Source organism: Treponema sp. OMZ 788, assembly GCF_024181245.1.
GTDB lineage: Bacteria > Spirochaetota > Spirochaetia > Treponematales > Treponemataceae > Treponema_B.
Window position 1 is genome coordinate 323,769 of record NZ_CP051199.1, and the last position, 14,047, is coordinate 337,815.

A 14,047-nucleotide genomic window follows, 5' to 3' on the forward strand; every position below is an offset into this window, starting at 1 on the left:
GTCATTTCAATACATAAATCCCGAATACCATAAAATATAAGAAAAAAAAGCCAAAAAGGCAATAGGTTTTGATTATTTTAAATTTCATATGACTGATTTTATAACTCTATATTGATTATGAGGTTATAGAATTAATCCGTTGTTTTTTCTAATTTAAAAATATTTTTTACAAAAATTTATAGTTTAGCATGATTTTTGCTTGTATACATTGGAGGTCAAAAGGCTTCCAAGTTTTATACAAGGAGTTAAGTTATGTATAACAGAACAAAAAACAATTATGATGCAGAAATGAACTCTCTAGCCGCTTATTTAAAAGAAATCAATCAAATACCGCTTTTAACTGCGGAGGAAGAAATAAAATACGCCAAACTTGCAGAAAAGGGAGATGAAGATGCCAAAAATATGTTGGTAAATTCAAACTTGCGCTTTGTTGTAAATGTAGCAAAAAAATATCAAAATCAAGGCCTTCCCCTTATGGACCTTATCAGTGAAGGCAACATAGGCTTGATGAATGCAGCCGAAAGATTCGATGTTTCAAAGGGTTATAAATTTATTTATTATGCCGTTTGGTGGATTAAGCAGTCCATCTTAAAGGCCATTTGCGAAAAATCCAGAATGATACGCCTTCCTTTAAACAGGGCAAATGAGCTTGTTCAAATAGAAAAGGCAAAAAAAGAAATCGACTTTTCGGGAAACGAAACTCAGGAACTCAATGAGATTGCAGGCATTTTAAACATGGATAATTCTATGGTTCATACAATTATGAATGCAGCAAGAGAGCCTATTTCGATTGATGCTCCCGTTTTTGATGAACCCGGCAGCTCCAGTGTAAACGACTTTTTACAAGATGAAACTCATCAAATGCCGGAAGACTATGCGATGGATATGAGCCTTAAAGATGAGGTCAACGAGCTTCTTAAAAATCTTGATGACAGGGAAGCCGAAATAATCCGCTATCGTTTCGGGCTTGGCGGCTATGCTCCTCTTTCGTTAAAAGAGGTAGGGCTCATCTTTAATCTTACAAAGGAAAGAATTCGCCAGATTGAAAAGAAGGCCTTGCAGCAGCTTAAAAAGCCTGCCGAAAAACAAAAACTTGCCGTTTATGTAGCATAAACGATTTCCATAAAAATTAGTTCCATGCAATTAACTTAGGGCTGTCTTTTAGACAGCCCTTTTTTTGTATGCTAAACCGGAGGCTTACTCCATAATGTACAAGACTGTTTCCATATTACCGCCGCGGATGTTGTGTTTTTTTAGGACTGCATCCTTATTTTGCTTACAAAATATTTTTTCAAATTCCTTTTTGCTTGTGATAAAGCCGAGCTTCCAGCCGGGAAAGCGGCGTGGGATTTCTGCCATCCTCTTATAAAGCTCAAAGGCTTCTTCCTCGCTTCCGAGCCTTTCACCGTAGGGCGGATTGGATAAAAGGATGCCTCTTTCGTATGGGGCTTCCAGTTCTGAAAAGTCCGATTGAATAAAATCGGGGCGTTCTATGTGATGGGTAATGCCTGCGGCATGAAGTTCCCTTCCTGCAATTATACAGGCCCTCTCTGCATTAGCCTTTGAAAGAGAAACGGCCTCTTCCGAAATATCCGAGCCGGTTATCCTTGCAAGGCAGTCGGTGCGTACCTGAGAGGCTGCTCTTTCTTTTTCTTCTTTTAAAACGCTTTCTATTTTTTCTTTTTCAAAACAGATAAATCTTTCAAAGGCAAAGTGACGGGCAATTCCGGGCGGGATATTGTAGGCATACCAAGCCGCTTCAATCGGGATGGTGCCTGAGCCGCAAAAAGCATCGTGGAGAGGAATTTTTCTTTTCCATTGCATGAGCTGAATTAACACGGCCGCCAAGGTTTCCCTCATGGGGGCGGCTCCTCCGCTTAAGCGGTAGCCCCTTCTGTAAAGAGGTTCTCCCGATAGATCCAGACATACATAGACATTATTATTTTCTATATATATTCGAATCATAAAACGGGTTCCCGTTTCGGGGAGGGAGTGCATATTCCATTTTTTGCACAGCTTATCGCAGACTGCCTTATGCACGATGGATTGAACTGCATGTTCCGAAGAAAGTTTGGATTTATAGGTACGCACCTTATCAATGGTTATGCGGGCATCCCGCGGAAAATAATTATGCCAATCTATAGAAAAGACTAAATCAAAGAGGTCATCAAAATTTTCGGCCTTTGCGGTATTTATGAGCAGAAAAACCCTGTCTGCCGTGCGTAAAAAATAATTTGCCTTAAAAAAGGCCAAAAGAGGATCCTTTTCTTCCGATGTAAAAAACACCCTTCCGGGTAATCTATTATAGGGTTTAAAGCCTAAGATTTTTAATTCCTTTGTAAGGACAGGTTCTGCACCTACGGCACATAAAGCAATAAAGTCATTCATAGTACTTCGCAGTATAGCATTTTTTTTCAAATTTTTATATACTTTAAATATAATAATCTGCTGAAATTTGGAGAAAATATGAAGAACCCAAAAAAACTTTTGTCTTATGTTTTAAGCCTTGTACTGCTCTTTTCGTTTTTAACATCTTGTGCCACAAAAAACGCTAATTTAAAAGATGAAAACGAACCTAAGGCTGTGTTGATAAGGCATCCCGAAAGGATGCTTTGGGAAATAAAAAAAGATGATGCATCAATTTATGTTTTAGGTACAATTCATGTTGCCGATAAAGATTTTTATCCTTTAGAAGATAAAGTGCTTGAAATTTTTGATAAGGCTGATAGGCTGGTAAGTGAGTTGGGCGGTCTTCCCGAAATCGGAACCATTCAGGAAAAATTTCAGATAAGAATGATTCAAAGCATTAATATCAGTCCCGAAAAAGATTTGTCTAATTTTTTGTCTGAAGACGAAATCAATGTTGTTAAACAAGAATTGGGAGAAGGCATTGCATTGCCGCTTTTTAAATTTAATCCTTGGGTGCTTACGGTAACCTTAACCCAAATCCTATATACCAAGGCCGGTTTGGATCCGCAAAACGGTATAGATATGCATCTTGTAAACCGTGCCGGAAAAAGAAAAGTTGAAGCCCTTGAAACTATTGACGAACAGCTGGATATCTTATCATCAGGCAGCTTTGAAGAACAACTGTATGATCTTAAAAAAACTATAGACGATTTGAAAAATGCCGATAACACTGTTGACTTGCTTACCAAATTAAAAAAGCTTTATTTGGAAAACAATCGTGAAGACTTAAAAGACTTTATAGGTTCGCTTTTAGATATGAGCGAGGGTATCTCTCAAGAGGTTCTGCTGAAGGCCCGAAATATTGTTTGGGCAGAAAGGTTTGATGAATATCTTAATAAGGGCGGCACAACCCTTGTGTTTGCAGGGCTTGCTCATTTTATAGGTGAAGACAGTGTCTTTGAACAAATGAGAATAAAAGGAATTTTAGAATAAAATGAAAAAGATTATTGTTTTTTTTGCTGTTGTGCTTCTTTGTTTTTCATCATGCAAAACAAAGCAAGTTCAGCCTACAATTGAAGGAGCCTATATACAGCTGACAGACAAGGCTCAAATATCTTTTAAGGATCTTCCCTGCACTGTATTTTTTTCGGATGGGACTCAAGAAAAATATATTACAAATGAAGACGGAAAAATTGTGGTCCAAGTTAAGGAAGGCCGCTTAATCACGAAGGCGGTTTATGATTTTTCTGATTACAGACGGCCTAAGGGAAAACTATTGGCAAAGGAAGAGTTTTCAATAATAAGGAAACTTAAAACAAAACCTAAGGCCTTGATACAGGAATTCTATATCAACATTGAGCCCCGCAAGGGAATGCAGCTTATAATAATCTTGGATATTTTCGATATTTAGTTATCAAAGATATCTTCTTCTTCTAAAAATCTCCCGGCAAAGCGGTATGCTTTTTTTCCAGTACTTTTCATCAAGAGATGAAACTATTACACCGGTATGTTTACCCTGAGATGCCGCATGAATAAACTGCCTGTTGCCTATGTAAATGCCGACATGCGATAATTTATTTCCTACAGTATGAAAAAATAAAAGATCGCCTGGTTGAACCTCTTTGTTTGAAATATGTTTTACAAAACCCGCAAGCCCTTTTGTCGTTCTGGGGATTGTCATTTCAAGGCCGTCAAGAGCTGAGCGGTAAATAAAACCTGAACAGTCCATTCCTTCCTTTGTAGTTCCTGCATATTTATATGGAGTTTTCAGGTATTTATATGCGGCATTTATAAAATCGAGACGCGGGGATTCAGGCGGTTGAGCTCCGAATGACATACATCCGTTTAAAAAAAAGCTTAAAACAATAAAAATAAATATTTTTTTCATAAATTCTGCAACCTCCAATCTTTTATCGGGTCTAACCATAAGAGAATTTAGCTAAATTTATTTACAAAAGGAAGATCTTATGGCAAATCTTAATAAAAAGCCCTGGGCTTTTTTGGATGAGTGGAGAGGTAAAAAATTCAAAGGCGAGTGGCCGACCCTCCCCGAAATGTTTGAAATTACCGCAGAACGGTATCCTGAAAGAAATTGTTTTACGGTATTTGAACCCGATCGTATTACCCTTTCATATGCTGAAAGTTTAAAGGTAATCAAAGACTTGGCTTATTGGATGACCGAAAACGGAGTTACAAAGGGAACCCATGTTGCTGTTTCCGGTAAGAACTCCCCCGAATGGGCTGTTGTATATTTGGCAACCCTTTTTGCAGGAGCTATTACCATCCCGATAGACTACGGTCTTCATAATGAAGAAATAGAAAACCTTTTAAAAACTGCAAAGCCCAAACTTTTCTTTGTAGATGAAGAAAAATTCGGCTTTTTTGAAGAAAAGGCAAAGACCGAGACTTACATAGGCTCCCTTTATTCTTTAAGTAAAAAACATCCTGAGATTTATGTATATAATTTAAAACCTAATGGTACGCCCGAATTGGCCAAGGCTGAAGAAGGCGATACAGCTGCAATCCTTTTTACCTCAGGTACAACGGGAAATCCAAAGGGCGTTATGCTCAGTCACAAAAACTTTGTTTCCGACTGCTATATAGCCCAGTCTAATTTAAATATTTATCACACGGATGTATTCTATGCTCTTTTGCCGCTTCATCACTCGTATACGATGCTTGCGGTATTTATCGAAGCTCTTTCGGTTGGTGCAGAATTGGTTTTCGGCAAGACTCTTGCCGTATCAAAGATGCTTGCCGAGCTTAAAGCCGGAAAAATCACGATGCTTTTGGGCGTTCCGCTCTTGTTTAATAAACTGCTTGCAGGTATCTTCAAAGGCATAAAGGCTAAGGGTGCCGTAGTTTTCGGTATTATCAGGGCCTTGATGGGAGTTTCTTACTTCTTTAAAAAGGTATTTAAGGTAAATATCGGCAGCAAGCTATTCCACGGCATTTTGGACAAGGCCAGCTTAGGAAATGTGCGTATCGCTATCTGCGGAGGCGGCCCCCTTGCTCCCAATGTATGCAGGGCTTATAACGAGTTCGGTATCGACTTTGTTCAGGGCTATGGTCTGACTGAGACCTCTCCCATTGTTGCCCTTAACCCAAAGGAACACTTTAAGATAGCCAGTGTCGGACAGTATTTTATTTCTTATATGGAAATGAAAATCCTCGATCCGGATGAAAAGGGAATAGGCGAGGTTGCCGTAAAGGGGCCGATGGTTATGCAGGGCTACTACAACATGCCTGAAGAAACAGCTAAGGTGCTTTCGCCGGACGGCTGGTTTAGTACAGGAGACCTCGGCTGGCTCGATGATGAAGGTTACCTATACCTTTGCGGAAGGGCTAAAAACCTCATAGTTACTGCGGGAGGAAAAAACGTCTTCCCAGAAGAAATCGAAAATATGTTCCAGCTTTACTATAACGAGATTGAGCAGATTACTGCAGTAGCTTATCAGGCTGAGGAAGGCGAGGAAGTTGAAGCCCTTGTTTATCCCTCTGATGAACTTTATAAAAAGTTAAACAAGACCCGCGGCACAAGCGAAGACGATGCAGCTGTTCAAAAAGAAATCGATGCTATCATCGAGACCGTAAATAAGAAGCTTTTACCCTATCAGCGCATTACAAAGACAACCTATCTTGCTGAGCCGCTTGAAATGACCACTACCAAAAAGGTAAAGCGGTTTAAGAAGTAGGTAGTTATAAAAAGGAACCTCTAAGAGCTTCAGTTTTTTAGAGGTTCCCATATCTTTATAAGATGGAAAGATGTTTGATCCTGCCCCTATTATTACCGTAATAGACCGCCCGTCATCATCCCTTACAAAACTGCGGTAAGAGTGGTATAATGTATGAAAATTGAACATCCTTGTTCGATTTTCAACACGAGTTTTGAGCAGTGCTCAAAACATCGCATGCGTGGAACCACCGCCATCCGCGGCGGTTATATAGTATGAGCACTTTTGCAAATAACCGGTGCAGATTCAAAAAACCGCAACGCCCGCAGAGCGTTGAGCTTCGCTCAACTTCGCAAAGGATTATAAAAGGATGTCTTACAAAGACTCCCTTAAACCCCTTTGCGCTCTTAGCGCCCCCTGCGGTTAAATAAAAAAAACAACTCTTACAAAATTAAAGTAATTATGTTATAATACAATCAATGAGGGGATGGCTATGAGTACTTCAAACAGAAAATACAAAGACTCGGTTTTTGTCGATTTATTCAGCGAAGACGAAAAAGCAAAAGAGAATTTCTTATCGCTTTACAACGCTTTGCATGGGACGAATTTACAGCTTTCGTGTCCTGTAGAAAATATAAGGCTCGATAATGTTATGTATATGAACATAATCAACGATGTTTCCTGCCTTGTAGATGGTAAAATCATCGTTCTTGCAGAACATCAGTCCACTATAAACGAAAACATGCCCTTACGCTTTTTAGAATACATAGCGAGGCTCTATGAAAAACTGCAAGCACCGACCGACAGGTATCTAAGAAAACTTTCAAAAATACCCACGCCGGAATTCTACGTTTTCTATAACGGCAAAGAAGACTATCCTGAAACTACGGTTCTAAAACTGTCCGATGCCTTTATTACAAAGCCAGAACACGTTCCGCTGGAGCTGACGGTACAGGTTTTAAACATAAACACGGACAAAGCAAACAAAATCCTAGCAGCCTGTAAACCGTTAGAGGAATACAGCCTCTTTGTAGAAGAGGTAAGAAAGCAAACACAGCTCGACCCTGAAAAAGGCTTTACCAATGCGGTAAAGATATGCATAGAAAAAGGAATATTAAGAGAATATTTAATGAGAAAATCACGGGAGGTAATAAATATGTTAGTAGCCGAATATGATTACGACACAGACATCGCAGTACAGAGATCTGAAGAAAGACGAATAGCATTTGCTGAAGGCATTGAACAAGGCATTGAGCGCGGTATTGAACAAGGTTTTTCCGACGGCAAATACCAAAATAAGCTTGAAACGGCACGTATATTAAAGCAACTAGGTGACCCTGTACAAAAGATAATGCAGGCGACAGGCCTCTCCAGTGAAGAGATTGAAAAACTGTAATTCGGTTAATTGGTAATGTGTAATTGATACGGTGACAAGCCCATTACCAATTAAACAACTTTATTCTAAAAGCCTTGCAATATGCAGCAAAACCGTTTATACTAAATACCAATGATATGGAAACGCCCGGACAGCAGTTATAAACATTCTCATAAAAAAATTACAAAAAGTTTTGAAAAAGCTCTTGACATAAAGTACCGCATCGGGCAAAATTCACAGCTTCACAGCTTCACAGCTTCACAGCTTCACAGCTTCACAGCTTCACAGCTTCACAGCTTCACAGCTTCACAGCTTCACAGCTTCACAGCTTCACAGCTTCACAGCTTCACAGCTTCACAGCTTCACAGCTTCACAGCTTCACAGCTTCACAGCTTCACAGCTGAGGGGTTCCTGTGCCCAAATAAATATCAATTACTCAAACCACGCCCAAAGACAAGCCGTCAGTCAAAGCCCGGCCTCCTGTCCTTGGGCTTTTTTCATACACCGTTTAAAAAACCGCAAGGAACGCAAAGCGTTGAGCTTCGCTCAACTTCGCAAAGGATTATAAAAGAATGCCTTACAAAGCCTTCTTAAAACACCTTGCGTCCTTGGCGTGCTCCGCGGTTAAATTAAAAAATATAAGGAGAACAAGATGTTAAAGTATTGTTTACGAGAAAACTTACTCACCCCTGCGCCCGATGACTACATGGCGCAGGCGGCCGACGTGCGCTCGTACACTCTTGACGAGATTATCGACTTGATGATGGAAAAAGGTACCACGCTTACGAGGGCGGATGTGGCGGCAACGCTGCAAGTCTACGGAGAAGTCTGCTCGAGCCTTATCAAAGACGGCTCGGCCGTTAACACACCGCTTATGAACACCTCGATGAGCATATCGGGCGTATTCGACGGAGCAAATGACAGCTTCGACAAAAAACGGCACACGGTAAACTTGAACATAACCGCCGGCACGCTCCTTCGCGATGCGGTTACCAAAGTCAAGTGCGAAAAAACCGAAGGCGTAAGCACCGACCCCTACATCACCGAAGTTACCGACATCGTAACAGGTACGGTAAACACAACACTGACCAAAGGCGGAGTCGTACAGCTGGTAGGTGCACGGCTTAAGTTTGATGCCAAAGATACGGCACAAGGCATCTTCTTTGTGCCCGAAACGGGAAATCCCGTGCGTGCTGCCGTCATCGCCGAAAACAAACCCGCGCGTCTTATGGCAATAATCCCTGCTGATTTGGCGGCCGGTACCTACTACATCGAAGTACGCTCCAAACATTCAGGCGGAGGCAAGCCTCTTAAAGCTGTAAAGGCAGGCCGTTTTGCTAAACTGCTTACGGTTGTACCATAAAGTACGGGTGCGTAACTTCAAACTGTATGGGTACATAGCCCCGTACAATATGGGTGCACAAACCCGTAAGTCATGGGTGCATAAGCCCGTAAATCGTGGGTGCATAGCCCCACACAACATGGGCACATAAGCCCATGCATTTCTATAATATGTCCTACTGGATTGGGACAATTCAATCCAATTCAAATAATATTTTTAAGGGAGAAGATGTATGAAAAAATTTAACTCAAACAAAAACAAGAAAGCAAAAGCCTTCACAGTTAAGGGAGCCGCGGCACTCATCATAGCCGCAATATTGGCACTGGTCTTTACAGGCTGCCCGAACAATGCAGGCGGAAGCGGTTCGGGCAGTGCCACACCGCCCACGCCGCCGACTAAATACGCCATAACATTCAGCGTGGACAGCACTACGCCAAACGGCACGCTTAAAGCAAAGGCAGACGGCGTCCCCGAAACAGAGGCAAGCCCAATAACTGTTGAGGAAGGCAAGACCGTAACATTCACGGCTAAAGCTCACGGCGGCTACAGGGTGAAAGGCTGGACGCTTGACGGCAACGCCGTAAACGGCACAAACAGTTCCTATTCATTTCCTGTTACCAAGGCGGCCGAGGTTAAGGTGAGCTTTGAGAACACGCCGCCCGCTGTAGGCTCTTTTGAATATACAGGCGACGGCTTTGTAAAAATAATCCCTCCTGCAAACAGCATTGTAGGCGTAGAGCCGGATACCAGTACCTTACCCGGAAATGAAGATTATTGGAAAGGCGTATTCCGTGCAGGCCGAAAGGTAAAATTAAGCCCCTACAAGCTAGGCAAGACGGAGGTAACATACAAACTTTGGAAAGAAGTTTACGATTGGGCGGTAAAAGCTGAAAACGGATATAAGTTTGCCAATGCAGGGCAAAAAGGCAGTTCCGGAACCGGAAATGACGAAGAGCAACCTGTAACTGAAGTAAGTTGGCGGGACTGTATTGTGTGGTGTAATGCGTATACGGAAAAAGAAAAAGGAATAGGCGAATGCGTCTACCGCAAAAAGGACAATCATACGGTTGTATTAAAAGATGCGACGGCAACAGCTGATTGTGATGCCGCCTATGCCGATATGAGTAAAAAAGGCTTTAGACTTCCGACTGAAGCTGAGTGGGAATATGCGGCCCGTTGGCAGGGAAGCAATACTGAAAATGCGGCACAATACGGCGATGTATGGCTTACCAAATTAAACAGTGCAAGCGGAGCCAAAGCTGACTGGAATACGGCGGAAACAGGAGAGGTTGCGTGGTATAGTGGTAATTCAGGAGGAAAAACTCATCCGGTCGGAGAAAGGAGAGCGAATGCACTCGGGTTACACGATATGAGCGGTAATGTCTGGGAATGGTGTTTTGATTGGTATAAGGATGACCCTGCATCAAACGATGCTGCTTATATGCAAGGCGGTATTGTTACCGATCCTCAAGGGGCCGCGTCAGGCTCTCACCGCGTCTCACGCGGCGGCAGGTGGAGCGGCAGCGCGGACTACTGCACTGTAGGCGTACGGGGCTACGACAGTCCTGGCGGCAGGGGCAACGCTCTTGGCTTCCGCCTGGCTTGGTGCCCTTGAGTTCACGCATTTGTGCGTAGGCGGGTAAGCAGTGGAGGGCGCAGCGTAAGCCGCCCGTAACGGCGCACCTGCCAAAGCACAAATGCGTAGATGCGGTGCAGTACATTTTTTGAAGCAAAGATGAAACTGCACTGTGTCAGCCGCTTTAGCGGCTCGAAAATTTTTTGTAATTTAAGGAGTTTTATACTATGAACAAATCAATTTTTTCAACATATCATAACGCCGAAAACAGAGTAACCTCTACGATACTGGCGGTTTTGGAACGGCTGAGCAATCCGACGCTATCGGCTATTTTCCAAGGCATAGAAGGGGAAAGTAATTTTAAAATGATTACTTTCGAAAATCAATATAAAAACGGCAACTCCATACCGGATGCACGGATTTTTGCATCGCTCGATTATATCATCGAAACGAAAATCGAAAAAAATACCGTCTATAGAGCTCAGCTTGAAAGGCATCTTAACAATTCAAAAGAGGCCAAACTAATCGTTTTAACGCCCGACGAATCCTGTCCTCAAGACATAACGGAGCTTGCACGCAAAACATCCGGCTCAAAAATCATCTGGTGCAATTTTGACATTTTATACGAAATACTGAACACGGTAACAGAAGAAGTAACGATGATACCGCACGAGATTTTCTTGCTTTCGGAGCTGCAGGTATTCTTTAAAGAAGAAGGCCTACTGAACGCAAATTTAAACGATGAACAGAAAACTGCAGTCATTGTTCCCGCACGGGAAGCCTGGTCATTTTATAAGGACTATGGCATCTACCGCTGCCAAGAAAACAGATATTTTACGCCTACAAAGTATATGGGTTTTTATGCGGAGCAGAGTATTCAGCCCCTTTTCCCCGAAATTATCGGTTCTGTAGAGAGCCTGATACTAAACGACGATGCAGCACTTGATCAAGCCGGTGTCAAGACCTGCATGGGTAAACGGGAAGAAGTAATAGAGCGGTTGCGGGAATTTAAAAAGATTTACCCGAATACCGACCGGCTGAACGACGAACGCTGTAAATATATCGTATTGGCAAAAAAAGAAGACACAAGCCGAGTCGTTTCGATCAAAGCCCCGATTAAAAACGATAAAAAAGCATACAGCGGGCGAAATTTCGCCTTCGTAATGAAGCAAGCCTATATCCTCATCGACGAACTGCAAAAAGCAACAAAAACATCCGAATTAACACTGCTGTAAATTTACATTAAAAAGTTAAATAGTATGCTGTCACGGAATCTGATAAAGCCCATGCAGGAGTTTTTAGAAGCAGCTCAGCAAGCGTAATCAACAACCCCGACGCAAGCGTCGGGGTATTAAACCCTCCGCACGAATAAAAACATTCCGGTTCTAAAAAACTATTTAAATAAAAAACTCCACATCGGATTGTCCGGCGTGGAGTTTTTTTTGTTTAGGCTTTAGCCTATTCTTCTTGTTCTTCCATGAAGGCCTTGGCTTCGGCTATTATCTCATCGGCAATCTTACCGGATATCGGATCATAGTGGTCGAAGGACATTTCAAAGGAGCCGGTACCGCTTGTCATTGAGCGGAGGTCTATTGCATAGCGCAAAAGTTCCTTATGTGGAACTTGGGCTCTGATTTCTTCGATGCCGCTTGCAGGAGAAGACTGCCCCAGTATTCTTCCTCGGCGGGAAGAAAGGTCGCTCATTATGTCTCCGAGGTATGAGTTTTCGACAAATACGGTCAGGTTCATAATGGGTTCAAGGAGGATGGGGCCTGCATTGCGCATTGCATCCTTAAAGGCATTTCGGGCCGCAATCTTAAAGGCCATTTCGGATGAGTCTACGGGGTGCTCTTTACCGTCAAGAACGGTTACGGCAACATCCACTACGGGGTAGCCAGCCGAAACTCCCTTTTCCATAGCCTCAATAACGCCTTTTTCTACACCGGGTATGTAGCCCTTGGAGATGGCTCCTCCGAAGACGGCATTCGTAAACTTGTATTTTTCTCCTCTAGGGAGAGGTTCGATAGCCAAAACAACCCTTCCGAATTGTCCGTGACCGCCCGACTGCTTTTTATGCGTATATTCGGCTTGAGATTTGCGCTGAATCGTTTCCCGATAGGCAATGCGGGGGATTGAGGTTTGGATTTCGACCTTGGACTGCTTTTTGACCTTATCCAAAACTATACTTGTATGTAAGTCGCCCATGCCTGAAAGGACATTTTGCTTTGTTTCGGCATTGAATGCGAATGAAAGGGTCATATCTTCTTCGCAGGCCCTAAAGAGCTGCTCGCTGACCTTATCGTCATTCTTTTTATCTATTGCCGAAACGGCCAAAGAGTAGATGGGCTCGGGTGTTCTAAGCCGCACAAAGGGTACTGCATCGGCAGAGGCAGCCAAGGTATCGTTTGTCTTTGTGCTTGCAAGCTTTACCAAAACGCCTACATCTCCTGCGGCAATTTCTTTTACCTCGCTGAGCTTTTTACCCAAGATCTTATAAATCTTACCGACCCTTTCCTTTTTTTCTTCTCTAAGGTTAAAGACCTCGGAGTCGGCTGAGAGGGTTCCCGTAATAACCTTTACATAGGAAAGTCTGCCTGAGAACTGGTCGTTGGATGTTTTTACTACGATTGCTGAAAGAGGGGCAGAAGGGTCAAGTTTGATTGAGATTTCTTCTCCTTCTTTTGTAACTCCTCTTTCGAGGGCACCTTCCGGTGAGGGAAGAATTTCGCTTATAAAGCGTAAAAGAGAGGTAAGACCCGAATTATTGAGGGCTGAACCTGCAAAAAGAGGAACAATCCTATTATCTGCCATAGCCAAGGTAAGACCTCTGCTGATTTCTTCAGGAGAAAGTTCTCCTTCATCTATAAATTTTACGAGTAATTCCTCATCACCTTCGGCTGCAGCTCCTGCTAAAACCTCCAGGGCTTCCTTGTACTTATCCTGATATTCGGCAGGAATTTCGGTTTCTACTTCTTTTCCGCCTTCGATTTTATAGGCCTTTCCGTGAAGCACGTCTACAACGCCCTTAAAATCGTCTCCTGTGCCCATGGGGAAGCTTACAGGGAAGACATCTACCTGAAACTGCTTTTTAACGTCGGCTATACAGTTATCGAAGTCGGCCCTGCCTTCATCCATCTTATTTGCAAAAACCAAGCGTGGCTTGTTTCTTCTGTCAAGGTCGCGCCAGTATTTAATTGTTTCGATTTGTACGCCCGATCTTCCGTCTAAAACTATGAGGGCTGCTTCGGATGAGCGGAAGGCTGCGATTACTTCACCGATAAAATCAGAAGCTCCGGGAGTATCCCAAATGTTTATGAGCTTATCGTCTTTTTGTAAGTTAACTAAGGTTGAGTAAATAGATATTTTTCGATCGATTTCTTCCTGACTGTAGTCCGTCACGGTTTTTCCCGAGTCTACCGATTCTGCCTTATCGATAAGGCCCGAAACATAGAGCAAGTGTTCCACAAGACTGGTTTTGCCCGATTGACCGTGTCCGGCAACGGCTATGGTTCTGATTTTATCCGTTGTAAATCCCATAAAAACTCCTTTTATATAAAGCGTAAAAGCTTAAAAATTTAATCACAGAATAAGGATACACTATATTTTTAAAAAATGCAAGGTTAAGAATGTAGAAAATTTATTCTTATTTTTTATTTTAAACTAGCAGATTA

The 14,047-nt window shown here is 42.5% G+C and carries 12 protein-coding genes; 9 read left to right on the forward strand and 3 right to left on the reverse strand.

All coding sequences use genetic code 11. The features are described from left to right. The first annotated feature begins 252 nt into the window (after positions 1 to 252). Positions 253 to 1,113, forward strand: a complete 861-nt coding sequence (locus E4O00_RS01445; protein WP_253678229.1) for a sigma-70 family RNA polymerase sigma factor — start codon at positions 253 to 255, stop codon at positions 1,111 to 1,113. A gap of 84 nt (positions 1,114 to 1,197) precedes the next feature. On the opposite strand, the gene E4O00_RS01450 is transcribed toward E4O00_RS01445, so the two are convergent. After that, positions 1,198 to 2,388, reverse strand: coding sequence for a THUMP domain-containing class I SAM-dependent RNA methyltransferase (locus E4O00_RS01450; RefSeq protein ID WP_253678230.1), 1,191 nt, complete (start codon positions 2,386 to 2,388; stop codon positions 1,198 to 1,200). Between the two features lie 78 nt (positions 2,389 to 2,466). Between E4O00_RS01450 and E4O00_RS01455 the strand changes: the two genes are divergently transcribed. Together E4O00_RS01455 and E4O00_RS01460 are read left to right on the forward strand one after the other, a co-directional pair. Then, on the forward strand, positions 2,467 to 3,402 hold the full coding sequence (locus E4O00_RS01455; RefSeq protein ID WP_253678231.1) for a TraB/GumN family protein: 936 nt from the start codon (positions 2,467 to 2,469) through the stop codon (positions 3,400 to 3,402). 1 nt (position 3,403) lies between these two features. Next, a complete protein-coding gene (locus E4O00_RS01460) occupies positions 3,404 to 3,820 on the forward strand; it encodes a hypothetical protein (protein WP_253678232.1) in 417 nt (138 codons plus the stop codon). A gap of 3 nt (positions 3,821 to 3,823) precedes the next feature. Here E4O00_RS01460 and E4O00_RS01465 read toward each other — a convergent pair whose 3' ends face one another. Then, positions 3,824 to 4,297, reverse strand: coding sequence for a C40 family peptidase (locus E4O00_RS01465; protein WP_253678233.1), 474 nt, complete (start codon positions 4,295 to 4,297; stop codon positions 3,824 to 3,826). Between the two features lie 79 nt (positions 4,298 to 4,376). Here E4O00_RS01465 and E4O00_RS01470 point away from each other — a divergent pair, with 79 nt between their 5' ends. From E4O00_RS01470 to E4O00_RS01495, 6 genes are all read left to right on the forward strand, one after another. Beyond that, complete coding sequence (locus E4O00_RS01470; RefSeq protein WP_253678234.1) at positions 4,377 to 6,104, forward strand: AMP-dependent synthetase/ligase; 1,728 nt, start codon at positions 4,377 to 4,379, stop codon at positions 6,102 to 6,104. Between the two features lie 472 nt (positions 6,105 to 6,576). Next, a complete protein-coding gene (locus tag E4O00_RS01475) occupies positions 6,577 to 7,479 on the forward strand; it encodes an Rpn family recombination-promoting nuclease/putative transposase (RefSeq protein WP_253678235.1) in 903 nt (300 codons plus the stop codon). A gap of 111 nt (positions 7,480 to 7,590) precedes the next feature. Beyond that, positions 7,591 to 8,052, forward strand: coding sequence for a hypothetical protein (locus E4O00_RS01480; protein ID WP_253678236.1), 462 nt, complete (start codon positions 7,591 to 7,593; stop codon positions 8,050 to 8,052). A gap of 58 nt (positions 8,053 to 8,110) precedes the next feature. Beyond that, positions 8,111 to 8,821: a DNA-binding domain-containing protein gene (locus E4O00_RS01485; RefSeq protein ID WP_253678237.1), complete on the forward strand. Its 711-nt coding sequence runs from the start codon at positions 8,111 to 8,113 to the stop codon at positions 8,819 to 8,821. A gap of 385 nt (positions 8,822 to 9,206) precedes the next feature. After that, a complete protein-coding gene (locus E4O00_RS01490) occupies positions 9,207 to 10,415 on the forward strand; it encodes an SUMF1/EgtB/PvdO family nonheme iron enzyme (RefSeq protein ID WP_371922738.1) in 1,209 nt (402 codons plus the stop codon). A 188-nt stretch (positions 10,416 to 10,603) separates the two neighbouring features. Continuing rightward, a complete protein-coding gene (locus E4O00_RS01495) occupies positions 10,604 to 11,611 on the forward strand; it encodes a hypothetical protein (RefSeq protein WP_253678239.1) in 1,008 nt (335 codons plus the stop codon). Positions 11,612 to 11,834: 223 nt separating this feature from the next. Here the strand turns inward: E4O00_RS01495 and fusA are convergent, their stop codons facing one another. Next, the gene (fusA, locus tag E4O00_RS01500) at positions 11,835 to 13,913 is read right to left on the reverse strand and encodes an elongation factor G (protein WP_253678240.1); all 2,079 of its coding nucleotides are present in this window, start codon (positions 13,911 to 13,913) and stop codon (positions 11,835 to 11,837) included. Positions 13,914 to 14,047 lie beyond the last annotated feature (134 nt).

Bases quoted from the DNA above. Each gene is read 5' to 3' on its own strand.
- E4O00_RS01445 (WP_253678229.1), top strand. From the start codon at position 253: ATGTATAACAGAACAAAAAACAATTATGATGCAGAAATGAACTCTCTA.
- E4O00_RS01450 (WP_253678230.1), bottom strand. From the start codon at position 2,388: ATGAATGACTTTATTGCTTTATGTGCCGTAGGTGCAGAACCTGTCCTT.
- E4O00_RS01455 (WP_253678231.1), top strand. From the start codon at position 2,467: ATGAAGAACCCAAAAAAACTTTTGTCTTATGTTTTAAGCCTTGTACTG.
- E4O00_RS01460 (WP_253678232.1), top strand. From the start codon at position 3,404: ATGAAAAAGATTATTGTTTTTTTTGCTGTTGTGCTTCTTTGTTTTTCA.
- E4O00_RS01465 (WP_253678233.1), bottom strand. From the start codon at position 4,297: ATGAAAAAAATATTTATTTTTATTGTTTTAAGCTTTTTTTTAAACGGA.
- E4O00_RS01470 (WP_253678234.1), top strand. From the start codon at position 4,377: ATGGCAAATCTTAATAAAAAGCCCTGGGCTTTTTTGGATGAGTGGAGA.
- E4O00_RS01475 (WP_253678235.1), top strand. From the start codon at position 6,577: ATGAGTACTTCAAACAGAAAATACAAAGACTCGGTTTTTGTCGATTTA.
- E4O00_RS01480 (WP_253678236.1), top strand. From the start codon at position 7,591: ATGATATGGAAACGCCCGGACAGCAGTTATAAACATTCTCATAAAAAA.
- E4O00_RS01485 (WP_253678237.1), top strand. From the start codon at position 8,111: ATGTTAAAGTATTGTTTACGAGAAAACTTACTCACCCCTGCGCCCGAT.
- E4O00_RS01495 (WP_253678239.1), top strand. From the start codon at position 10,604: ATGAACAAATCAATTTTTTCAACATATCATAACGCCGAAAACAGAGTA.
- fusA (WP_253678240.1), bottom strand. From the start codon at position 13,913: ATGGGATTTACAACGGATAAAATCAGAACCATAGCCGTTGCCGGACAC.